Source organism: Mycobacterium sp. NPDC003323 (assembly GCF_053589535.1).
In genome coordinates this window covers 122,382-143,406 of the sequence record NZ_JBSFSB010000003.1, presented here as the reverse complement: position 1 = coordinate 143,406, position 21,025 = coordinate 122,382, and the positions used below count along the sequence as shown (strand labels likewise).

At 67.9% G+C, this 21,025-nt stretch carries 20 protein-coding genes; 13 read left to right on the top strand and 7 right to left on the bottom strand.

Translation table 11 applies throughout. The features are described from left to right. Nucleotides 1-112 precede the first annotated feature (112 nt). The 8 genes from ACWDUN_RS10275 (at nt 113) to ACWDUN_RS10240 (ending at nt 8,157) form a co-directional block, all read left to right on the top strand. On the top strand, nt 113-793 hold the full coding sequence (locus ACWDUN_RS10275; RefSeq protein ID WP_449928801.1) for an acetoacetate decarboxylase family protein: 681 nt from the start codon (nt 113-115) through the stop codon (nt 791-793). Further along, complete coding sequence (locus ACWDUN_RS10270) at nt 790-2,016, top strand: cytochrome P450 (RefSeq protein ID WP_449928092.1); 1,227 nt, start codon at nt 790-792, stop codon at nt 2,014-2,016. Before ACWDUN_RS10275 ends, ACWDUN_RS10270 begins: the two co-directional genes overlap by 4 nt. Nucleotides 2,017-2,245: 229 nt before the next feature. Next, nucleotides 2,246-2,908, top strand: coding sequence for a response regulator transcription factor (locus ACWDUN_RS10265; protein WP_449928090.1), 663 nt, complete (start codon nt 2,246-2,248; stop codon nt 2,906-2,908). Between the two features lies 1 nt (nt 2,909). After that, nucleotides 2,910-4,331 (top strand): sensor histidine kinase, encoded by a 1,422-nt coding sequence (locus tag ACWDUN_RS10260; RefSeq protein ID WP_449928088.1) that lies wholly within the window; start codon nt 2,910-2,912, stop codon nt 4,329-4,331. 125 nt (nt 4,332-4,456) lie between these two features. Next, entirely contained in the window at nt 4,457-5,827 is a 1,371-nt protein-coding gene (locus tag ACWDUN_RS10255; RefSeq protein WP_449928086.1) for an MFS transporter, read from the top strand. A 46-nt stretch (nt 5,828-5,873) separates the two neighbouring features. Further along, nucleotides 5,874-6,797, top strand: coding sequence for a TAXI family TRAP transporter solute-binding subunit (locus tag ACWDUN_RS10250; RefSeq protein WP_449928799.1), 924 nt, complete (start codon nt 5,874-5,876; stop codon nt 6,795-6,797). A 391-nt stretch (nt 6,798-7,188) separates the two neighbouring features. Further along, nucleotides 7,189-7,563, top strand: a complete 375-nt coding sequence (locus ACWDUN_RS10245; RefSeq protein WP_449928084.1) for a hypothetical protein — start codon at nt 7,189-7,191, stop codon at nt 7,561-7,563. A gap of 12 nt (nt 7,564-7,575) precedes the next feature. Continuing rightward, on the top strand, nt 7,576-8,157 hold the full coding sequence (locus ACWDUN_RS10240; RefSeq protein WP_449928082.1) for a hypothetical protein: 582 nt from the start codon (nt 7,576-7,578) through the stop codon (nt 8,155-8,157). Here ACWDUN_RS10240 and ACWDUN_RS10235 read toward each other — a convergent pair. Then, the gene (locus ACWDUN_RS10235; protein ID WP_449928080.1) at nt 8,120-8,920 is read right to left on the bottom strand and encodes a crotonase/enoyl-CoA hydratase family protein; all 801 of its coding nucleotides are present in this window, start codon (nt 8,918-8,920) and stop codon (nt 8,120-8,122) included. The two genes, ACWDUN_RS10240 and ACWDUN_RS10235, sit on opposite strands and share 38 nt — an antisense overlap. Nucleotides 8,921-8,989: 69 nt before the next feature. Between ACWDUN_RS10235 and ACWDUN_RS10230 the strand changes: the two genes are divergently transcribed. Both ACWDUN_RS10230 and ACWDUN_RS10225 read left to right on the top strand, forming a co-directional pair. Next, a complete protein-coding gene (locus ACWDUN_RS10230) occupies nt 8,990-10,651 on the top strand; it encodes an acyl-CoA synthetase (RefSeq protein ID WP_449928078.1) in 1,662 nt (553 codons plus the stop codon). Next, nucleotides 10,648-11,769 (top strand): NAD(P)H-dependent flavin oxidoreductase, encoded by a 1,122-nt coding sequence (locus ACWDUN_RS10225; RefSeq protein ID WP_449928076.1) that lies wholly within the window; start codon nt 10,648-10,650, stop codon nt 11,767-11,769. The genes ACWDUN_RS10230 and ACWDUN_RS10225 overlap by 4 nt, the downstream gene beginning before the upstream one ends. Here the strand turns inward: ACWDUN_RS10225 and ACWDUN_RS10220 are convergent. Beyond that, a complete protein-coding gene (locus ACWDUN_RS10220) occupies nt 11,766-13,322 on the bottom strand; it encodes a succinic semialdehyde dehydrogenase (protein ID WP_449928074.1) in 1,557 nt (518 codons plus the stop codon). The two genes, ACWDUN_RS10225 and ACWDUN_RS10220, sit on opposite strands and share 4 nt — an antisense overlap. A gap of 94 nt (nt 13,323-13,416) precedes the next feature. Between ACWDUN_RS10220 and ACWDUN_RS10215 the strand changes: the two genes are divergently transcribed. Beyond that, nucleotides 13,417-13,980 (top strand): helix-turn-helix domain-containing protein, encoded by a 564-nt coding sequence (locus ACWDUN_RS10215; protein ID WP_449928072.1) that lies wholly within the window; start codon nt 13,417-13,419, stop codon nt 13,978-13,980. Here the strand turns inward: ACWDUN_RS10215 and ACWDUN_RS10210 are convergent. Next, nucleotides 13,942-14,916: an NAD-dependent epimerase/dehydratase family protein gene (locus tag ACWDUN_RS10210; protein ID WP_449928070.1), complete on the bottom strand. Its 975-nt coding sequence runs from the start codon at nt 14,914-14,916 to the stop codon at nt 13,942-13,944. The two genes, ACWDUN_RS10215 and ACWDUN_RS10210, sit on opposite strands and share 39 nt — an antisense overlap. 28 nt (nt 14,917-14,944) lie before the next feature. On the opposite strand from ACWDUN_RS10210, the gene ACWDUN_RS10205 reads away from it, so the two are divergent. Together ACWDUN_RS10205 and ACWDUN_RS10200 are read left to right on the top strand one after the other, a co-directional pair. Beyond that, nucleotides 14,945-16,126, top strand: a complete 1,182-nt coding sequence (locus ACWDUN_RS10205; RefSeq protein ID WP_449928068.1) for an NADH:flavin oxidoreductase — start codon at nt 14,945-14,947, stop codon at nt 16,124-16,126. After that, the gene (locus tag ACWDUN_RS10200; RefSeq protein ID WP_449928066.1) at nt 16,123-16,692 is read left to right on the top strand and encodes a hypothetical protein; all 570 of its coding nucleotides are present in this window, start codon (nt 16,123-16,125) and stop codon (nt 16,690-16,692) included. The genes ACWDUN_RS10205 and ACWDUN_RS10200 overlap by 4 nt, the downstream gene beginning before the upstream one ends. Here ACWDUN_RS10200 and ACWDUN_RS10195 read toward each other — a convergent pair. From ACWDUN_RS10195 to fadD17, 4 genes are all read right to left on the bottom strand, one after another. After that, nucleotides 16,689-17,411, bottom strand: a complete 723-nt coding sequence (locus tag ACWDUN_RS10195) for an LpqN/LpqT family lipoprotein (protein WP_449928064.1) — start codon at nt 17,409-17,411, stop codon at nt 16,689-16,691. The genes ACWDUN_RS10200 and ACWDUN_RS10195 overlap by 4 nt on opposite strands. Nucleotides 17,412-17,521: 110 nt before the next feature. Further along, nucleotides 17,522-18,337 carry an SDR family NAD(P)-dependent oxidoreductase gene (locus ACWDUN_RS10190; protein ID WP_449928062.1) on the bottom strand — a complete coding sequence of 272 codons (816 nt, stop codon included), beginning with the start codon at nt 18,335-18,337 and terminating at the stop codon, nt 17,522-17,524. A 19-nt stretch (nt 18,338-18,356) separates the two neighbouring features. After that, a complete protein-coding gene (locus tag ACWDUN_RS10185) occupies nt 18,357-19,460 on the bottom strand; it encodes a glycosyltransferase (protein WP_449928060.1) in 1,104 nt (367 codons plus the stop codon). Between the two features lie 63 nt (nt 19,461-19,523). After that, entirely contained in the window at nt 19,524-21,023 is a 1,500-nt protein-coding gene (gene fadD17 / locus ACWDUN_RS10180) for a long-chain-fatty-acid--CoA ligase FadD17 (protein ID WP_449928058.1), read from the bottom strand. Nucleotides 21,024-21,025 lie beyond the last annotated feature (2 nt).

The following is a 21,025-nucleotide window of genomic DNA, read 5'->3' as shown; positions in this document are numbered from 1 at the left end:
AGAAGGCGACCCACGAGTAGACACTTCCTTGCCAGGTGTCTACTCCGCGTCCTAAATTGGGCGGGTGACCCACGCCACATCCCAGTACACGATCGCCGGCGAGACGGTGACCATGCCGGTGCGCATCCGCACCGCCGAGCAACACATGGCCATGTTCTCGGTGGACGCCGACGCCGCCCAACGCATGATCGACTACAGCGGACTGACCGTCTGCCGGTACCGGCCGCGCCGCGCTGTCGTGGTGCTGATGTTGATGCGCTATGTCGACGGCGATCTCGGCCCATACCTGGAATACGGCACCAACGTCATGGTCAATCCGCCCGGTTCGAACGCCACCGGATTCAAGGCCCTCGGCGCGGCCGGCGCCTTCATCCATCACCTGCCGGTGGACGGTGAATTCACCCTGGCGGCCGGCCGACAGATCTGGGGATATCCGAAAGTACTGGCGGACTTCACCGTTCGCGACGGCCACAGCTACTCCTTCGACACCTCGATCGATGGACAGTTCGCGGTCGGGATGGATTTCAAGCCGGGCCTGCCGGTGCAGGCACGTTTCACGGGCACACCACAGGTGCACCCGACCTATTCACACCTGGACGGTGTCACCCGGCTGACGTCGGGGCAGATGACGATGACGGGTGTGCGCTACCGACCCGGCGGTGTCACGGTGCGCCTGGGCGAGCACCCATACGGCCGGGAACTCGCGGCGCTGGGCTTTCCCAAGCGCGCCATGTTCTCCGGCTCCGCCCGCAACGTGGAAATGACCTTCGCCGACGCCGAGGAGATCGCATGACCGAGGTTCTTGCTCAGCCGACGTCCGATACCAGGCCCGATGTGGACCTGGCCGACGGCCGGTTCTACGCCGACCGCAACGCCCGCGATGCCTACCGCTGGATGCGCGCGCACGAACCGGTGTTCCGGGATCGCAATGGGCAGGCCGCCGCCGCCAGTCACGCCGCGGTGCTCGACGCCGAGCGCAACCCGGAGTTGTTCTCCAGCGCCGGGGGCATCCGTCCCGACCAGCCGGGCATGCCGTACATGATCGACATGGACGATCCGGCACATCTGTTGCGGCGCAAGCTCGTCAACGCCGGATTCACCCGCAAGCGGGTGATGGACAAGCTGGGATCCATCGCCGACCTGTGCGACACCCTGGTCGACGCCGTGTGCGAGAAGGGCGAATGCGATTTCGTCCGCGATATCGCCGCCCCGCTGCCGATGGCGGTGATCGGCGACATGCTCGGGGTGTTGCCACAGGAACGCGAACTGCTGCTGAAGTGGTCCGACGATCTGGTGTGCGGGCTGAGCTCACATGTCGACGAGGACACCATCAAACTGCTGATGGACACCTTTGCCGCGTACACGGCGTTCACCATGGACGTGATCGCCAAGCGTCGTGCCGAACCCACCGACGACCTGTTCTCCATCCTGGTCAACTCCGAGGTCGAGGGCTCGCGCATGGAGGACGCAGAGATCGTCATGGAGACACTGCTGATCCTGATCGGCGGTGATGAGACGACCCGGCACACCCTTTCCGGTGGCACCGAACAGCTGCTGCGCCACCGTGATCAGTGGGATCGGACGGTCGCCGATCCCGACAACACGTTGCCCGGTGCCATCGAGGAGATGTTGCGCTGGACCTCACCGGTGAAGAACATGTGCCGCACGCTGACCGCGGACACCGAGTTCCACGGCACGCAGTTGCGCAAGGACGAGAAGATCATGCTGATGTTCGAAGCCGCGAACTTCGACGAGGAGGTCTTCGGCGATCCGGAGAACTTCCGGATCGACCGCAGCCCGAACAACCACGTCGCCTTCGGCTTCGGGACCCACTTCTGCATGGGTAATCAGCTGGCCCGCCTGGAGCTGAAGATCATGCTGTCCAAGGTATTGCAGCGACTTCCGGATCTGCGGCTGGCCGACGAGAACATGCTGCCGCTGCGGCCGGCGAACTTCGTCAGCGGACTGGAATCGATGCCGGTGGTGTTCAGTCCGACGAAGCGGGTTCTGGCCTGACGGTCTCCTCGGCGGAAATGGACAGGGGCCGACCGAGGTCCTCCAAAGCCGTCACTACATGGATTCAGCCGCGCAGGCCATGTCGGCGTGCCGGCTGACGACACGTAGACAGAACGCCCGCGGGAGCTACCTGTTTTCAGCAGCGGCGGGGGTCCGGCGATGGGACTGAACTGACGCAGCCGATCGCTCCGGCGGCGACGCCTTGCGTGACTGTCGTACCTTTGACCCGATGCGCATCGCAGTGGTGGAGGACGACGACGGTGTCGGCGAGGCACTGGTCGACGCCTTGGCCGAAGTGGGCCACGCGCCGGTGCGGATGCGCCGCGGTGCCGACCTGCTGCTCGGCCACCGCGACGTCGACCTGGTGCTGCTGGACCTCGGGCTACCCGACGACGACGGGATGACCATCCTGCGCCGGTTACGCGGCGTCAGCCAGATCCCGGTGGTCGTATTGACCGCGCGTGACGATGAACGGTCCGTGGTGCGCGCGTTGCGTGCGGGCGCCGACGACTATGTGGTCAAACCGGCGCGGCTCGGCGAACTGCGGGCCCGCATCGAGGTCGCCGCCCGCCGGAGGGTCGACCCCGCCGCCACATCCGATGAGGACGTGGTCGAGTCCGGCGATATCGTCGTCGACCTCGGGGCCCGCCGCGTCGAGGTTGCCGGCGCCGAAATCGCGCTGGCCCCCAAGGAATTCGAGGTACTGGCCCACCTCGTGGCCCGCCGCGGCGAGGCCGTCAGCCGCCAGGAGTTGATGGACGCGATATGGGGTGACGCCTACGTCGCGATCTCGCGGAGCCTCGACGTCCACATGACCTCGTTGCGCGCCAAGCTCGGCAGGCCCGATGCCATCGCGACCATCCGCGGGTACGGCTACCGCTGGGGTTGCTGACATGTGGCGGCGCGTTCTGCTGGTCCTCGTCGCCTACTCGACCATCGTGGTCGTCGGGTTGGCGGTGCCGTTGGCGGTGACGCTGGGGCGCGAGCGGATGCAACGGTTCAGCGAGAATCGCTTCGCCGCGGCATCGTTTTTCGCCGATCTGGCTGCCCGCGACGATGATTCGCCCGATCCCGAACTGCAGCGGGCGCTCGATCGTTACCACGACCTCTACGGCGAGCCGGTGGTCGTCGTCGGCCGCGACGGCGCGCCGCGCGCCGCGGCCGGGGTGGACGCCGTCTCCGGTGAGGTCGCCGAGGCCGTCTCCGAGGCGTTGCGCAACCAGCGCAGCCGCGTCCCGGACACCGTCACGCCGTGGTCGCCGCGACGGGTTCTCATCGCCGTACCCGTCGGCACCGGCACCCAGGTCGACGGCGCGGTGGTGCTGGCCGCCACCACCGACGCCGCCCGCGGCGAGATCACCCGCGCCTGGGTGCTGATCGCCGCAGGTGCGCTCGCATTGCTGGCCGTCGCGTCGGCCATCGCCGTCGCGCTGTCGCGCTGGACGGTGCGTCCGCTGACCGAGCTGGCCGACCGGGCGGGATCACTGCGGCGCCGCGTCCGGGACCGGGTGCCTGCGCCACCGGACGACGATCGCGACGAACCGGCACCCGGTCGCTACGCCGGCCCGCACGAGGTGCGCCGGCTCTCCGCCGCCTTCGACGCGATGGCCCGCGATGTCGACGCGGCATCCGATGCGCAGCGCCGGCTGGTCGCCGACTCGGCCCACGCCCTGCGCAATCCGCTCGCCGCGTTGCGCATGCGACTGGACACGTTGGGCATGGTGCTGCCCGAGACGTCGTCGGCCGCCCACCAGAAGGCGACCGTGGAGGTAGACCGGCTGACCGGCATCGTCAACGACCTGCTGGCACTGGCGAGCGCGGAGAGCCGGTCGCAGCGCGACGCCGCCCGGGAAACATCCGACGTGGGTGCCGTGGTCGCCGAGCGGGTCGAGTTCTGGGCCGCCGCATGCGCCGACGCCGGCATCACCGTCACCGCGGACGCTCCGGGCGGCATCCGCGCCGCCCTGTCCGGACGCGATCTCACCCAGATCCTGGACATCGTGCTGAGCAACACCGCCAAGTACGCCGGCGCCGGCGCGCACGCCGAGATCGCCGTTCGCCGGGGCGGTGACGACGTGCTGGTCCTGGTGCAGGACGACGGGCGCGGCGTGCCCGCACAAGACCTGCCGCGCATCGCGACCCGGTTCTTCCGGGCCGCCAACACCGTCGGGCAGGGATCGGGTCTGGGCCTGGCCATCGCTCGCGCCCTGGCCGAACGGGCCGGCGGAGCCGTGGATATCGGCGCCGCTGCGTCCGGAGGCCTCCGCGTGCAGGTCCGCCTCCCCGACGCGGGCAACGGGCCGCTTTCGTCCTAAGGGAGTGTTAGGACTTCCGGTCGCGGCTTCCGAAACGGTTGTGACAGCCTTCACAGTGGGGAGGCGACAACGGCGTCGATGACGGCGGTATCCGTCCGGCGGGTCGCGGACAAGGAGGAACAGACATGACCAGTTCGGCCACCCGGGAGCCTCTCGGGGACGGTCCCGGCGCGCCGGCACCGGTGTCGTCACGGGCCGCCACGCGGCGCGCCGTCTTCAACACCCTGCGAGGCTCGTCGGGCAACCTCGTCGAGTGGTACGACGTCTACGTCTACACCGTGTTCGCCTCGTACTTCGAGAACCAGTTCTTCGACTCGGCGGACAAGAACTCGACCCTCTACGTCTACGCGATCTTCGCGGTCACCTTCCTGATGCGTCCGGTGGGCTCCTGGTTCTTCGGCCGGTTCGCCGACCGGCGGGGCCGGCGCGCGGCCCTCACGTTCAGCGTCTCGCTGATGGCGGCCTGCTCACTGGTGATCGCGCTGACTCCGGGCCGCGAGAGCATCGGGGTGTGGGCCGCGGTGATCCTGGTGCTGTGCCGTCTGGTGCAGGGCTTCGCCACCGGCGGTGAGTACGGGACCTCGGCCACCTACATGTCCGAGGCCGCCACCCGCGAGCGCCGCGGGTTCTTCTCGTCATTCCAATACGTCACGCTGGTCGGCGGGCACGTGCTCGCGCAGCTGACGCTCTTGGTCATGCAGGTGTTCCTCGACCGCGAGCAGATCCAGGAATTCGGTTGGCGGATCGCCTTTCTCATCGGCGGTGTGGCCGCGGTGGTGGTGTTCTGGCTGCGCCGCAGCATGGACGAATCGCTGACCGCAGAGCAGCTGGACGCGGTGCGCCGCGGCGAGGACCACGGCTCGGGATCCATCCGCGAGCTGGTCACCGGGCACTGGCGGGCGCTGCTGACCTGCTTTCTGGTCACCATCGGCGGCACCATCGCGTTCTACACCTACAGCGTCAACGCCCCGGCGATCGTCAAGTCGACCTACGAGGACCACGGCATGACAGCGACGTGGATCAACCTGATCGGTCTGACCTTCCTGATGGCGATCCAACCGATCGGCGGCCTGATCAGCGACAAGGTGGGCCGCAAACCGGTGCTGGTGTTCTTCGGTGTCGGTGCGCTGTTCTACACCTACGTGCTGATCACCTTCCTGCCCCAAACCACCTCGGTGGCAGCGTCTCTGACGCTCGTGTGCGTCGGCTACGTCATCCTGACGGGGTACACCTCGATCAACGCCATCGTGAAGGCCGAGCTGTTTCCGTCGCACATCCGCGCGCTGGGCGTGGGTCTGGGTTACGCCCTGGCCAACTCGGCGTTCGGTGGCACCGCCCCGCTGGTCTACCAGGCGGCCAAGGACGGCGGCCATGTCCCGTGGTTCATCGGCTACGTCACGGTGGTGGTCGCGGTATCGCTCACCGTCTACGTGTTCATGCTGAAGAACAAGTCCGAGACGCCGCTGGACCGGGAACAGGGTCGCGCGTTCGTCTGACGTCCTACGCTGATCGCTTGTGTCGTCTGCGTCGCACGCGCCCCCGGTGCTGGACCGTAGGTCCGCGCTGCGGGGCCTCGCGGCGTTGTCGGCCGCGCTGACGGTCGCCTCGTGCGGCGACGATGACCGCTCCCCGCTACGACTGGCGGCCGGTGAACCCGGGGGCTTCTTCTGGGAGTTCTCGGGACTGTTGGCCGCCGCGGCGCACCGGTCGGGCACCGCGCGGCTGCAACCGCTGCGCAGCGGCGGCTCGGCCCAGAACCTGGACATGCTGCGGACAGGACGCGCCGAGCTGGCAATGAGCCTCAGCGACACCGCCCAGGACAGCGCGGACGCCCGGCGCCTGGCCGCCGTCGGCCGGGTATACGAGAACTACTTCCAGGTGGCTGTGCGCAACGATTCCACCATCATGGCGCCGTCGGACCTGGCGGGTCGCACGGTCAGTGTCGGGGCCGCGGGGTCCGGGGCGACCACACTGTCGGAGCGGGTGCTCACCGCCGCCGGGCTGTCCGCCCCGGATGCCGTGCGCCGGATGATGCAGCCGATGCACGGTGCGGCGGCCGCGCTGGCCGAGGGCACGGTGGACGCCGTCATGTGGGCGGGCGGTCTGCCCACCCCCGCGTTTGCCGATGCCCCCGTCGACATCCGCCTGCTCGACCTGACGACAGTGGTCGGTGCGTTGCGGAGCCGATACGGCACCACCTACGAGCCCGTCGGAGTACCGGCCGATGTGTACGGACGCCATCACGCGGTCACCACCGTCGGCGTGGCGAATCTGCTGCTGGCGCGCAGCGATGTGGCCGACGCGATGGTCGCCACCCTGGTGGATCTGCTGCTCGACGACCCGTCCTCGCTGGTGCCTGCCCAGGCGATCGGCAGCCAGTTCCTCGATGCGCAATCGCTGATCCAGACCGGCAGCGTCGCGCTGCACCCGGGCGCGATCGCGGAATACCGGCGTCGGCACGGCTGACGAATACAACCACCATTTTCGGCAACTGGCTTTTATTTTTTTCTCGGGTATGGTCGGGCCTCGAAGGTATTGCTAGCGCACAGGAGGAAAAATGGCTAGTAAATCTCAGGGGCGAGAGCTCCGAAAAGCAGCCCTGACGCTCAAGGCGAAAAGGGCGGCCAAGCGCGAAAAACTTTCGGCCGAGACGGTGGTTCGCCGCAAAAAGCCATCGCGCTGACCAGTTTTCACTGGGCTCTTTGCCGGATCGAGTCGCGTCCTCTCGAATGAGATGCTGACGCGATCACATGGCGGCGAATTACCAAATCCGCCGCCAACGAAATGGTCGACGAATTCGCTATTCGGTGGCGTACGGATTTGTGATCAACGTTTCGTGGAAAGAACATGAAGGAAAATGCTTCTCGATGAAGGGTGCGCAAAAACGGGTGCCGAACTGCCGGCGGTGATCGCGATGATCACCGCGACGGTTCCCGAACACGACGATCCGGGGTACCGACGCGGCCACGCCTCGGCCACCAGGTACGCGCGGATCTGTGCATTGGACGAGATGGCGAGATCGGCCTCAGGCTTGCACCTCCACGGCGTCGGTGCGGCGCGGCGGGAACACGCGATGATCCGCTCGGCACTCGCGCGGATCCTCGACCGGCTGTCGGTCGCGATGAACCGGGCGGGGGACGTCGGGCCCGGTTACCGCTCCGGTATCGCGCAGGCGCACAGGGTGATCGAGACCGTGTTGGCGGACGTCGAATCCCGGGCAGAGCGCGTGTGATAGGAGAATGTCATGTCCAGCTCAGTGGGGGCGGTGGCCCTCTTCGGGCCGGAATGTGTGCTCGTGGCGAAGGTGGCCGAGCGTGTCACGGCGGCCGGCCGGACTGTCGTGACCGGTCCGTCGCCCTGTGTCGGGCATTCCGCGCATGACGGGCGCAGCGACCCGCCTGCCCTGTCGGAGGGATCGGTTCACACGGTCGTGGTCGTCATCGATCCCGGCTGTGCGACAAAGTCATTGGTGGATGGCAACGGCTGCATCGCATGGCGCCGACGGGGACGCTGTGCGCGTGATACGTCGGATGCGGCCGTCGATGCCGTGCTGGGCGGTGGTGCGCGCCGGCTGGTGGTGGCCTGTCGGCTGCGGGGGCTCGCGCCGAACCGCCGGTCGGCAGCGCAGGCATGGTTGCGCGGCGTCGTTCGCCGGGTGCACTACGAATGCGCGATCAACGGGATGACCGAACTCTCGTCGCACTACGCATGGGTCGATACCGACTCGGACGTCGATCGGGTGGCAGGCGCGGTCGCCACGTGGGGCGTGCGCACCGAGCGCCCAAGGCTCACTTCATCTGGAAGTTCGGTGCCCGCTTCTCCTTGAAGGCCAACGGTCCTTCCTTGGCGTCCTGGCTCAGGAACACCGGGATGCCGTTGGCGGTATCGGGCTTGAACGCCTCGAGTTCGTGCATGCCCTCGGTATCCCGGATGGTCTTCAGGATCGCCTGTACCGCCAGCGGCCCGTTGTTGTTGATGATCTCGGCGATCTCCAGCGCCTTGTCCAGCGCGGTGCCGTCGGGGACGACGTGCCCGATCAACCCGTACTCCAGCGCCTGGGCCGCGGTGATGTGGCGGCCGGTCAGCAGCATGTCGCAGGCGATGGTGTAGGGGATCTGGCGAACCAGTCGCACCGCGGAACCGCCCATCGGGTACAGGCTCCACTTGGCCTCGGAGATGCCGAATTTCGCGCTCTCGCCCGCGACGCGGATATCGGTGCCCTGCAGGATCTCGGTGCCGCCGGCGATGGCCGGGCCCTCGACCGCGGCGATCAGCGGCTTGGTGAGACGACGACCCTTCAGCAGGCCGTCGATGCGTGACGGGTCGTAGCTGCCGTCCTTGAACGAGTCGCCCGGCGGCTTCTTGGTGGCGCCCTTGAGGTCCATGCCTGCGCAGAAGTAGCCGCCGGCCCCGGTGAGGATGCAGCTGCGGATCTCCGGATCGCTGTCGACATGGTCCCAGGCCTCGACCATTATCGAGAGCATCTCGCCGGACAGCGCATTGCGCGCCTCGGGCCGGTTGAGCGTCACGATGAGGGTGTGTCCGCGCTGCTCGATAAGGGCGTCGGGGCCCTTTGTGGTCTCACTCATCGGGTATGGCCTCTCTGCATTCGTGACCCGGACTTGTCTCGAAATGTAACACGTTCTAGTTTAGGTGCCATGGCCCTGAACATCGCCGATCTCGCCGAGCATGCCATCGACGCCGTGCCGGACCGCGTCGCCCTCATCTGCGGTGACGAACAGCTGACCTACGCCCAACTCGAGGAGAAGGCCAACCGACTGGCCCATTACCTCACCGACCAAGGCGTCAAGAAGGACGACAAGGTCGGGCTGTACTGCCGCAACCGCATCGAGATCGTGATCGGGATGCTGGGCATCGTCAAGGCCGGCGCCATCCTGGTCAACGTCAACTTCCGCTATGTCGAGGGCGAACTGAAGTACCTGTTCGACAATTCCGACATGGTCGCGCTGATCCACGAGCGCCGCTACGCCGACCGGGTCGCCAACGTGCTGCCCGAGACGCCGGCGGTCAAGACCGTCCTCGTCGTGGAGGACGGCACAGAAGGTCCAGCCGACGACTACCTCAGATACGGCGGGGTGCCGTTCGAGGATGCCCTGGCGCTCGGCTCACCCGAGCGCGACTTCGGCCCGCGCAGCGAGGACGACATCTACCTGCTCTACACCGGCGGCACCACCGGTTTCCCCAAGGGTGTGATGTGGCGTCACGAGGACATCTACCGAGTGCTGTTCGGCGGCACCGACTTTGCCACCGGCGAGCCGATCGCCGATGAGTACGACCTGTCCAAGCAGGCCAAGGAGAACGCACCGATGGTGCGGCTGCCGATCCCGCCGATGATCCACGGGGCCACCCAGTCGGCGACGTGGATGGCGCTGTTCTCCGGCCAGACCGTGGTGCTGACACCGGAATTCGACGCCGACCAGGTGTGGCGCCTGATCCACGACCACAAGGTCAACCTGCTGTTCTTCACCGGTGACGCAATGGCCCGGCCGCTGCTCGACGCACTGCTGGCCCACCAGGACGAAGGGAACACCTACGACCTGTCGTCGCTCTTCCTGCTCGCCAGCACCGCGGCGCTGTTCTCCACCAGCCTCAAGGAGAAGTTCCTGGAATTGCTGCCCAACCGGGTCATCACCGATTCGATCGGATCCTCGGAGACCGGCTTCGGCGGCACCAGCATCGTGGCCAAGGGGCAGAGCCACACCGGCGGCCCACGGGTCACCATCGACAAGAACACCAAGGTGCTCGACGAGGACGGCAACGAGGTCGTGCCCGGGTCGGGAGTGCGCGGCATCATCGCCAAGTGCGGGCACATCCCGGTCGGCTACTTCAAGGACGAGAAGAAGACGGCCGAGACCTTCCGCACCTATAACGGTGTGCGGTATGCGATTCCGGGTGACTACGCCGAGGTCGAGGCCGACGGCAGCGTGACCATGCTGGGCCGCGGTTCGGTGTCCATCAACTCCGGTGGCGAGAAGATCTACCCCGAAGAGGTCGAGGCCGCCCTCAAGGGCCACCCCGATGTGTTCGATGCCCTGGTCGTCGGCGTGCCCGATGAGCGCTTCGGTCAGCACGTCGCCGCCGTGGTGCAACCCCGCGAGGGCACCCGTCCGACATTGGCCGAACTCGATGCCCATGTGCGCACCGAGATCGCCGGATACAAGGTGCCGCGCAGCCTCTGGCTGGTCGACGAGGTGAAGCGCTCGCCCGCCGGCAAGCCGGATTACCGCTGGGCCAAGGACACCACCGAGGAGCGTGCCGCCGATGATGTGCACGCCAAGCACGCAGGAGCCGCATCGTGAGAACCGAACTCTGCGAACGGTTCGGGATCGAATACCCGATCTTCGTGTTCACCCCGTCGGAGAAGGTGGCCGCCGCGGTCAGCAAGGCCGGTGGTCTCGGCGTACTGGGCTGCGTGCGGTTCAACGATGCCGACGACCTGGAGAACGTCCTGCAGTGGATGGACGCCAACACCGACGGTAAGCCCTACGGCGTCGACATCGTGATGCCGGCCAAGGTACCCACCGAGGGCACCAGCGTCGACATCGACAAGCTGATCCCGCAGGATCACCGCGATTTCGTCGCCAAGACGCTGGCCGATCTGGGTGTGCCGCCGCTGCCGGAGGACGAGGCGAAATCCGAGGGCGTGCTGGGCTGGCTGCACTCGGTGGCCCGCAGCCACGTCGAGGTCGCGCTCAAGCATCCGATCAAGCTCATCGCCAACGCGCTCGGCTCGCCGCCCAAGGACGTCATCGACCAGGCGCACGCCGCCGGGGTTCCGGTGGCGGCCCTGGCCGGCAGCGCCAAACACGCGTTGCGCCATGCCGAGAACGGAGTCGACATCGTCGTCGCGCAGGGCCATGAGGCCGGCGGGCACACCGGGGAGATCGGCTCGGTGGTGCTGTGGCCCGAGATCGTCGACGCCCTCGACGGCAAAGCCCCGGTGCTGGCCGCCGGCGGTATCGGCACCGGCCGCCAGGTCGCCGCCGCACTCGCGCTGGGCGCCCAGGGCGTCTGGATGGGCTCGGCGTTCCTGACCTCGGCCGAGTACGACCTCGGAGTGCGGCAGTCCTCGGGTGTGTCGACCATCCAGCAGGCCATGCTGGACGCCACGTCCGCCGACACCGTGCGACGCAAGATCTACACCGGTAAGCCGGCCCGGCTGCTCAAGAGCCGCTGGACCGACGCCTGGGATGCCGAGGGCGCGCCGGATCCGCTGCCGATGCCGCTGCAGAACATCCTCGTCAGCGAGGCGCATCAGCGGATGAACGAGAACAGCGATCCGACGGCCGTCGCGATGCCGGTGGGCCAGATCGTCGGTCGGATGAACGAGATCCGTCCGGTGGCCGAGATCATCGCCGAACTCGTCAGCGGCTTCGAAGAGGCCACCAAGCGTCTGGACGGGATCGCCGGCAGCTAGCGTCCGGGCAGCTTCTGCACCAACTGGATCATCGGGGTCAGTGCCTTCTGCCACAGCGTCTGCGAAATCCCGAGTGGGGCATCGAGGTTGATGACCCGTGCGGTGGAGACCGTTTGTGATTCGGTGTACTTCAGGATGCCGTCCGCACCGTGTCGGCGGCCCACGCCGGAGGCCTTCATCCCACCCATCGGTGCGGCGGTGCTACCGAATGCCAGGGCGTAGCCCTCGTCCACATTGACGGTGCCGGCCTGCAGACGCGCCGCGATGGCCTCACCCTCGGCCTTGCTGCCCGCCCACACACTGGCGTTCAGCCCGTATTCGGTGTCGTTGGCCCGCTCGATGGCCTCGTCGATATCGGCCACCGGATAGATCGAGACCAGGGGACCGAAGGTCTCGTTGCGTCCACACTCCATCTCATCGGTCACATCGGTCAGCAGCGTCGGCTCATAGAACAGCGGCCCGAGGTCGGGGCGTGCCCTGCCACCGGCAATCACCGTGGCGCCCTTGGCCGTTGCGTCATCGACATGCCGCATCATGGTCTTGACCTGGTCCTCGGACATCAGGCTGCCCATATCGGCGGTGAAGTCGTAGGCCGTGGACAGTCGCATGCCGCGCACCCGATCGCCGAATTTGGTGATGAACTCGTCGGCGACCTCACGCTCGACGTAGATCCGCTCGATGGAGATGCACAGTTGCCCGGCGTTGGAGAAGCAGGCGCGGGTGGCGGCCTTGGCGGCCACGTCGATGTTCGCGTCCTTGGTGACGATCATGGGGTTCTTGCCGCCCAGTTCGGCCGAGAAGCCGATGAGCCGGCGCCCGCATTGTTCGGCCAGGGTGCGCCCGGTCGCCGTGGACCCGGTGAACATCAGATAGTCGCAGTGCTCGACGATCGCGGTGCCCACCACCGATCCCGGCCCGGGCACCACGGCGAACAGATCGCGGGGAACACCTGCGGCATAGAGCAGTTCGGCGTTGGCCAGCGTGCAGTACGGGGTTTGACTGTCGGGCTTGACGACGACCGCGTTTCCGGCCAGCAGCGCCGGGATGGAATCCGAGATCGACAGCGCCATCGGATAGTTCCACGGCGAGATGACACCGATGACGCCCTTGGGCCAGTGGTTGACCACGGTCTTGACCAGGCCGGGCAGCAGACCCTGGACACGTTTGGGAGACAACAGCCTGTTCGCCTCGCGCGCGTAGTAGCGCGCGTTGAGCATCATGTCCAGGATCTCCTCCTGGGCGGCGGCGCGAGCCTTGCCGGTTTCGGCCTGCGCCACGTCCATCAGGAAATCGCGGTGTTCGATGACCAGGCTGCGGAACCGCTCCATGATGGCGGCGCGCTCGTGGACCGGTCGCGCGGCCCAGGCGGCCTGTGCCGCGCGGGCCTTGGTGAAGGCGGCGGAGACGTCCTCGGCGGTGCCGACCGGAATGGTGGTGAGTTCCTTGCCGGTGAACACCTCGTAGATCGCCCGGGACTGGCGGGCATCGATGTCCTCGATGGCGCAGAGAGCCCGCAGACGGGCGAAAGCGGCGGCGGCGGACGGAGCGGGCATGCCGACTCTCCCTACTGGTGAGTAACGTGCTGATATCGGCCCAACCTACCCGGTACCGTCGGTCCGGCCAAGGCGCATGGGGTTGAATCTGGGCATGATCGGACGACCGAGGGATGCCTCGATCGACGACCGCGTGCTCGCCGTGACGCGGGAACTGCTGGTCGAGGTGGGCTGGGATGAGTTGAGCGTGCGGTTGGTGGCTGCCCGCGCCGGGGTGGGACGCTCGAGTCTGAACCGGCGGTGGTCCTCCAAGGCCGAACTGGTGCTGCACGCCATCCTCGGCGAGACGCCCGATATGTCGCCGTTCTCCGGCACCGATCTGACGGGGTGGATCGACTGGGTGGTGCGCGGCAGTCGCCTGTTGTTCGGCCGCGCCGATGTCAGGGAGGCCGTGCCCGGTCTGCTGCTGGCGCTGCGCGAGAACGACGAGATGCGCAGGTCGCTGTGGGCGGGGTTCAGCACGCCGGCGGTCGAGCTGTTCGCCGCCCAGGGTTACGGCTCGGAGGCCGATGCGCGGGCAGCCTTGGCGATGGCGGCCGGCGCCGCGCTGTTCGTTACGACGGTGGCCGTCGAGGACGACTCCGCGCAGTTGCAGGATCGGCTGGTGTCCCTGCTGACCTCAGCGCTGCAGGCAGGCCAGGATGGCGGCGCCGGGTGAGCGCCATTCGCCGATGCCGAGGTCGGTCAGGGTGTGCGCATCATCGGTCGGCGTCGCGGAGGTCAGCAGCAGCGCGGCCTCGTGGCTGATGCCGTCACCCAGCGGCAGGAACCGCGCGGTCAGGTCGGCCATCCGCCCGATGCCCCGAAAAACGCTCGGAGCCAACGGTATCCGCCGGATGTGCTGACCGCGGCCGTGTTCCAGCAGGTCGATCATCTCGTCGAACGCGACGAGTCGGCCGCCGCACACATAGCGCTGCGGTCCGCGGCCCGGTGACATGAGCCGCTGGTGCACGTCGGCCACATCGGCGACATCGATCATCTGCATACCGCCGGACATCCGCGGGGCCAGACCGTATTCGAGGATCGGTGCCCAGCCCCGTTCGGTCACCCCGGGCGCGGTCGCGAGCGCCGGTCCGACCACGCTGGAGGGATAGGTGATCACCACCGGCGCGCCGAGATCCTGCAGTCGGCGCGCGGCCCGGTCGGCATACGCTTTGGTCTGCGCGTACGGGCTGCGCCCGGGTGCCGGCGGAGTGTTCTCGGTGATGACGCCGTCCGGCGCGGGGAACAGGGCGCTGTAACTGCTCACGCAGACCACGGGATCCAGACCGGCCCCGGTGGCTCGCAGCAACAGCGACTCGGTGGCGTAGGCGTTGATCTCCCACATGAGCTGGGCGCGCCTGCGGTCGGTGCCGACGACTCCGGCCGCGTGGACCACCGCGTCGCAGCCGGTCATCAGGTTGTCGAGGCACGCGTTATCGCGAACATCGCCCTCGACGGTCGCCACTTCGCCGTGGCGTCGAAGGTGCGCGATGACCGTTGCGCCGTGCGTCGCGGGCTCGACCAGTAGGCGCACCCGGTGTCCGGCGTCGAGCAGCGCGCGGGTGATGTGTGCGCCGAGATAGCCGGTGCCGCCGGTGATGGCGATGCGCATGCGGACCTCCTGGTATGTTTCGATGCCAATGGTATCGAAATCTTTCACGCCGCATCCGCTCGGCCCGCTGACGTTGAAGAACAGGTTCATCAAGGCGGCCACCTTCGAGGGCGTGATGGCCCGCGGCAACGTCACCGATGAGCTGATCGACTTCCATGCCGAGGTCGCCCGCGGCGGCGCCGCCATGACCACGGTTGCCTACCTGGCCATCTCGCCGGGCGGACGGGTGCACCGGGACACCATCGTGTTGGACAGGGCTCGCGGACGAGACCTGCGCCGGCTGACCGACACCGTGCACGCCGAGGGAGCTCTGGTCGGCGCCCAGATCGGGCATGCCGGACTGGTCGCCAACACGATCTCCAACCGTGCCCCCTCGCTGGCGCCGAGCACCCGGTTCAGTGCACCGGCGATGGGCCGGGTCAGGGGTGCCACCGAGGCCCAGATCGCCTCGGTGATCGACGATTTCGGTGCCGCGGCGCGCCATGCCGTCGAGGCGGGCTTCGATGCCGTCGAGATCCACATGGGCCACGGCTACCTGCTCAGCTCGTTCTTCAGCCCGAACCTCAACAAACGCACCGACGGCTTCGGCGGTGATGTCACCCGGCGTGCCGAGCTGGCACGCCGGGTAGCCGAGCGGGTACGCCGGGAGGTCGGAGAGTCCGTGGCGGTCACCGCCAAGTTCAACATGGACGACGGTGTCCCCGGCGGCTTCTGGTTGACCGACAGTCTGCCCACCGCCGCGCTGCTGCAATCCGACGGACATCTGGACGCCCTGCAACTCACCGGCGGCAGTTCGCTGAGCAACCCGATGTACTACTTCCGCGGGCCGGTCCCGATGGCCGAGTTCATCGAATCCCAGCCGGTGCCGGTTGGCTGGGGACTGCGGATCATAGGGCGCAGGCTGTTTCGGGAGTATCCGTTCGAGGAGGCCTATTTCGCCGCATCGGCGCGGCAGTTCCGCGATGTGCTCACCATGCCGCTGATCATGCTCGGTGGGATCAATCGACTGGCCACCGTCGAGACGGCGCTGGCCGATGGCTTCGAATTCGTCGCGATGGCACGTGCGCTGTTGCGCGAACCCGATCTGGTCAACCGCTTTCGCCGCGGACAGAGTGGCGTCGCGTTGTGCGTGCACTGCATGAAGTGCATGCCCACCGTGTACACCGGTACCCGGTGCGTACTGCGCGGACAGGCCATAATGTCCGGGTGAGTGCAGAGCGGATAGTCCTGGTCAAGTGGGGCCCGGGACTGGCGGTCGGCGCGTTGGTCGCGACCGCCGCGCTCTGGCTGGTACCGCTGGGATATCTGCTGGCGGGTTCTTACACGGGTACCGATCTGGTGCTGCGGTGCCTCGGGATCGCCGTCTTGGCGGTGCCGTTCGGGTGGGTCGCCTGGCGGGTCCCCAAGACGCTGCGCGGTATGGGGTTGATCGTTGATGCCGCAGGCATCCACCCATTCGACGGCGGCGTCGTCGACACCATCGGCTGGCATGAGATCGCCGCCGTCGGATTCGGTTCCTACACCGGCACTTATCGCGGCATGCAGACCAAAACCATGGCGGGGCTGGAGATCTACCTCGCGGACTCGGCGCGGGTCGCCGATCATCCCCGGCTGCGCAACGACTGGCAAGCCGTCGCTGCGCCGACGCCGGGGCTCTCCGACGGCTGTTTCCGCTACACCGTGTCCCCATACGGTGATGCCGGCGCCCGCATCGAAGCTGCGGTGCGCCGGCATCGTCCACAGCAGTGGATGGGACCGTTCCTGCATGCGCGCTAGGGCGTGACGACGGTCTCCGAGTCGATGACATCGGTTGCCGCACCGATGATATCGGCTTGGTTTTCCAAACCGTCGGCGTTGAGCTGCAGCACGTAGAGGCCGTCGGCGGCCTCGATGACCACGGTCTTCTGAGCGACGATCTTGGTCAGCCCATCCTGCTGCCACGTACCGCCCAACTGGAAGGCCGGGAACCCGCTCAGCGTGCTCTCGTCGCCCTCGTTCCAACCTTCATAGCCCGGCAGGTTCTCCAGTTCGCCGGGCGCCAGCTCGATGATCTTGTCCGGGTCGACGTCGCCGGTCAGTTTGGACACCAGCGCCATGATGCTCGGGGTGTACTCGGCGGCCTCCGGACCGGTGTAGACCATTGCGCTGTAGGCCCATTCGGGTGTGTCCGCGCCGGCATCCTCCCAGCCGTCCGGGAACGGCAGCTCGATGACGGGGGAGCCGGGATCACCTGGTTTGACCGGTGTCTCCTCGATGCCGTTGTCCTGGATGTAGCTGGCGATCGTATCGTTGGGCCCGGGGGCGTCCTCGTCACGCGGGGGCACCTCGGACTCTGGGGTTCTGGGCTCCGATTCGCGAGTCGAGGACTCCCGCGAGATGTCCGGCGAAGCCGTCGGCGTGCCCTCGGTGGTCCTGGTGTCCGCGCCACACCCGGACAGGATCAATCCCAATGCCGTGGCCAGCGCCGCGACACCGGCAAGCGCAGATGTCCTCATCGAAAACCCTCCGTCTCAAGGCCGTGCTCATGGCAAACGCTTGCCGTCTCGAAACGTGAGCGTAATGCACCCGTCGCAGCCCGGCGCTGCGTAGAACTACTCGATCACCGCTACGGTGCCCCGGTCGGGCCGAGGACGTACCGGCCGGAATCCGGATGTCGGTACCAGCCGGCGGCGGCGTGGGTGCCGCCGTCGACGTGCAGGGTCTGACCGGTGATGTAGCCGGCCAGGTCCGAGGCCAGGAACACCGCGGCGCCGGCCACCTCGTCGACGTGACCGGCCCGGCCCAGCGGCACCATCCGCGCCGAATTCTCCAGGCGTTGCGGTGTTGCCATCGCCGCCAAGCCCTCGGTCAGGGTGAAGTCCGGGGCCACCGCGTTCACCCGAATACCGTGTTCGGCGAGCTCGAGCGCGGCCGTGCGGGTGTAGTTGATGACGCCGGCCTTGGCCGCGGCGTACGCGGCGTAGCCGGGTGCCGCGCGCACTCCCTCGATCGAGGTGACGTTGATGATGCTCCCGGGATGGCCCGCCGCGACCATCGTGCGGGCGACCCGCTGCGTGCACAGCAGGACGTGCCGGAGATTGGCGCGGTACAACGCATCCCAGGCGTTCTCCGAGGTGTCCAGCAAGGGCGAGGCAAAGGTGCCACCGGCATTGTTGACCAGGATGTGCACCGACCCGAACCGGTCCACCGTGCGGGCCAGCGCATCGTCGACGGCCGCGGCATCCCGGACATCGGTCACCAGGCCCAGGGCACCGATCTCGGCTGCCGCGGCGGCGCAGGTCGGCTCGTCACGCTCCCAGATGGCGACCCGCGCGCCGAACGCGGCCAGCCCGGCGGCCACCCCCCGGCCGATCCCCGCACCGCCGCCGGTGACGACGGCGACCCTGCCGTGCAGTGACGCCGCGGACGGGTCGATGGCCATGGCGAGACTGTAACGCGCCTCATCGCCGTTCGGGGGTGACCGTTGCGGTCCCGACGTACTCGGTGATGGCGTCGGCGGCGAGCTCGGCGCCGTCGGCCCGCCGGATCTGCTCACCCAGGGTGGCGGCGGCCCCGCGGTAGCCGGCGGTGTGCAACACCGTCTCGACCGCTCGGCGGATGCGTTGCGGACCGGCATGTTTGGGCAACGTGATGCCGGCACCGGCCCGGGCGATGGCCTGCCCGACGCCCTTCTGGTCGATCAGCGGATTCGCCGGGATGACAATCACCGGCACACCGAAGGACAGCGCGCGCATCGTCGTGCTGTGCCCGCCGTGGCCGATCACCAGGGATGCCGTGGCCAGCACCTCGTCGTGGTCCAACCAGGCATGCATGGCCGCGTTGGCGGGAACCCGCAGGCCGCGGTCATCGACGGCGGGTCCCACCGTGACGACGGCCTCGACCGTCATCGTGGCGATGGCATCGAGGATGTGCTGCAGCATCCGGCGCTGGCCGGCGAACGCGCAGGTGCTGAGGCTGATCAGGATGCGCGGCGTGGGTTGGGGCGATGCCGCACGTGGCGTGCCCTGCCAGACAACGCCGACGTGGCGCACCGGTGGCTGCCCGCGGACCGGATCGAGGTCGGCGCGGGCGCTGACGACCTGCAGGGCGGTGGTGTGCTCGGCCGCCAGCGGCCGGATCCCCCTGGCGCGCAGCGACCATCCCAACGGACCGGCCGCCATGTCCTGTACCGCGCGATAGAAACAATGGACGAAGACGACGGTCGGGAACTCGGATCCGAGCACCTCGGCGACGGCCGCCGCGAACACCATGTCGACGATCACCGCGTCGACGCCGTGGTGTCGCGCGGCGTCGAGGGCGCAGGCTCCGATGCGGCGATCGCCGGCCACCCTCGCGAAGTCGACCATCATCACCGGCAGCGGACGCTGGTCGACGGGGGAGAACGGCGGGACACCGACGAAGGGCTCGAACGTGAGGCCGGCCTGTGCGGCCTTGTCCCGCACGCCGGTGTGCACGACGGCGCCGCGGCGCTGCAGCGTCCGGGCCACCTTCAGTTGCGGGGGAAGGTTGCCACCACCGTCGAACAGGCAGAACAGCAGCTTCATCACGCGACGCTACGTCCAACCCACCCTCATGTCCATAGACATGGGATCGGGGTCTTGCGCCGCTCAGCGCCGGATTTCGTGCACCGGGTCAGAGCAATCCAGGGCTTGGGCGGACAGTTCGCGTTTGAGCACCTTGAACGTCTCGGTACGCGGCAGTGTCGTCGCGATCCGGACGAACGACGGCCACTGTTTGGTTCCCAGATCGGGCTGCTCGGCCAGGAAGGTGCGGAATCGCTCGGCGTCGAACTGCTTCCCCGGTGCGAGCACCAGCGCGGCCATCACCCGGTCGCCGACCGCCGGATCGGGGATCGGATAGACCGCCACCTCGGCGATATCGTCATGGCGCAGCAGGATTCGCTCGATGGGTGCGGTGCCGAGATTCTCGCCGTCGACGCGCATCCAGTCGCCGAGACGGCCGGCGAAGTAGATGTAGCCGTCCTCGTCCCGGTAGGCGAGGTCCCCCGAGTGGTAGACGCCGCCGGCCATCCGTTCGCTCTCGGCCTCAGGGCAGTTGTAGTAACCGCGGAACCACCCCGGGCCGGTCGGGTTCACGATCTCGCCGACGACGCCGGGCGGGCACGGATCGCCGGTCTCCACGTCGACGATCGCGACCTCGTCGGTCAGCGGTCCCAGCGAACCGTCGGGGGTGTCGGGCGTCCGCGCGATCGCGACGCCGCCCTCGGTCGATCCGAAACCGTCGACGACCCGGACATCGAACCGCGCGGCGAAGCGCTGCAGGTCCCGGGGCGCGCCCTCGTTGCCGTACAGGAACTTCAACGGATTGTCGCTGTCACCCGGTTGCTCGGGGGTGGCCAGGACATAGGACAGCGGTTTGCCGACATAGTTGGCATAGGTGGCGCCGTAACGCCGCACGTCGGGGATGAACTGCGACGCGGAGAACTTGCGGCGCAACGCGATCGAGGCGCCGGCTGCGGTGGCCACCGACCAGCCGGCCATGATGGCGTTGGAGTGGAACAGCGGCATGGACAGGTAGCAGGTGTCGGCGGGGCCGAGCCCGAAGCGTTCGGCGAGCATCCGGCCGGGGAAGGCGACCTTGTCATGGGTGACCCGGACCGCCTTGGGTTCTCCGCTGGTGCCGGAGGTGAAGATCAGCATGAACAGGTCGTCACCGGACACGTCGGCGAAGTTGACCGGCGTATCGCGCTGCGCCGCGAGTTCGGTTGCCCAGGCAGCCGATTCGACGTCGATGGTCTCGATACCGTCGGGGACCGCGGCATCACTGTCGGCCAGGACGAACTGACAGTCGGCCCGTACCGCGTCGGCCGCCAGCGCCGCCCCGCGCCGGGTCGGGTTCAGTCCGACCGGGACGATCCCGGACAGCCCGGCCGCCACCAGCACGGTCGAGAAGAATGTGGTGTTGCCGAGCAGCACGCCGATGTGCGGTGGTCGTGAAGGGTCCAGCCGGGCCTGCAGGGCGGCCGCCAGGGCCGCCCCGTCGGCCAGGTGTTGGCGCCACGAGGTGAACGAATCCTGCTCGTGGACACCACGATCGACGACGTCGACCAGCGGTGTGAGCAGCTCGGCTACGGTCGGTCCGGCCACCG

Excerpts from the sequence above, each read along its gene's own strand:
- ACWDUN_RS10210 (WP_449928070.1), bottom strand. The coding sequence starts at position 14,916 with ATGCGCATCGCCATCACCGGCGGCACCGGCTATCTCGGCGCACACATC.
- ACWDUN_RS10190 (WP_449928062.1), bottom strand. The coding sequence starts at position 18,337 with ATGGCCATCGACCCGTCCGCGGCGTCACTGCACGGCAGGGTCGCCGTC.
- ACWDUN_RS10235 (WP_449928080.1), bottom strand. The coding sequence starts at position 8,920 with ATGAGTGAGACCACAAAGGGCCCCGACGCCCTTATCGAGCAGCGCGGA.
- ACWDUN_RS10275 (WP_449928801.1), top strand. The coding sequence starts at position 113 with ATGCCGGTGCGCATCCGCACCGCCGAGCAACACATGGCCATGTTCTCG.
- ACWDUN_RS10220 (WP_449928074.1), bottom strand. The coding sequence starts at position 13,322 with ATGCCCGCTCCGTCCGCCGCCGCCGCTTTCGCCCGTCTGCGGGCTCTC.
- ACWDUN_RS10215 (WP_449928072.1), top strand. The coding sequence starts at position 13,417 with ATGATCGGACGACCGAGGGATGCCTCGATCGACGACCGCGTGCTCGCC.
- ACWDUN_RS10230 (WP_449928078.1), top strand. The coding sequence starts at position 8,990 with ATGGCCCTGAACATCGCCGATCTCGCCGAGCATGCCATCGACGCCGTG.
- ACWDUN_RS10185 (WP_449928060.1), bottom strand. The coding sequence starts at position 19,460 with ATGAAGCTGCTGTTCTGCCTGTTCGACGGTGGTGGCAACCTTCCCCCG.
- ACWDUN_RS10260 (WP_449928088.1), top strand. The coding sequence starts at position 2,910 with ATGTGGCGGCGCGTTCTGCTGGTCCTCGTCGCCTACTCGACCATCGTG.
- ACWDUN_RS10205 (WP_449928068.1), top strand. The coding sequence starts at position 14,945 with ATGGTATCGAAATCTTTCACGCCGCATCCGCTCGGCCCGCTGACGTTG.
- ACWDUN_RS10240 (WP_449928082.1), top strand. The coding sequence starts at position 7,576 with ATGTCCAGCTCAGTGGGGGCGGTGGCCCTCTTCGGGCCGGAATGTGTG.
- ACWDUN_RS10255 (WP_449928086.1), top strand. The coding sequence starts at position 4,457 with ATGACCAGTTCGGCCACCCGGGAGCCTCTCGGGGACGGTCCCGGCGCG.
- ACWDUN_RS10265 (WP_449928090.1), top strand. The coding sequence starts at position 2,246 with ATGCGCATCGCAGTGGTGGAGGACGACGACGGTGTCGGCGAGGCACTG.
- ACWDUN_RS10245 (WP_449928084.1), top strand. The coding sequence starts at position 7,189 with ATGCTTCTCGATGAAGGGTGCGCAAAAACGGGTGCCGAACTGCCGGCG.
- ACWDUN_RS10195 (WP_449928064.1), bottom strand. The coding sequence starts at position 17,411 with ATGAGGACATCTGCGCTTGCCGGTGTCGCGGCGCTGGCCACGGCATTG.
- ACWDUN_RS10270 (WP_449928092.1), top strand. The coding sequence starts at position 790 with ATGACCGAGGTTCTTGCTCAGCCGACGTCCGATACCAGGCCCGATGTG.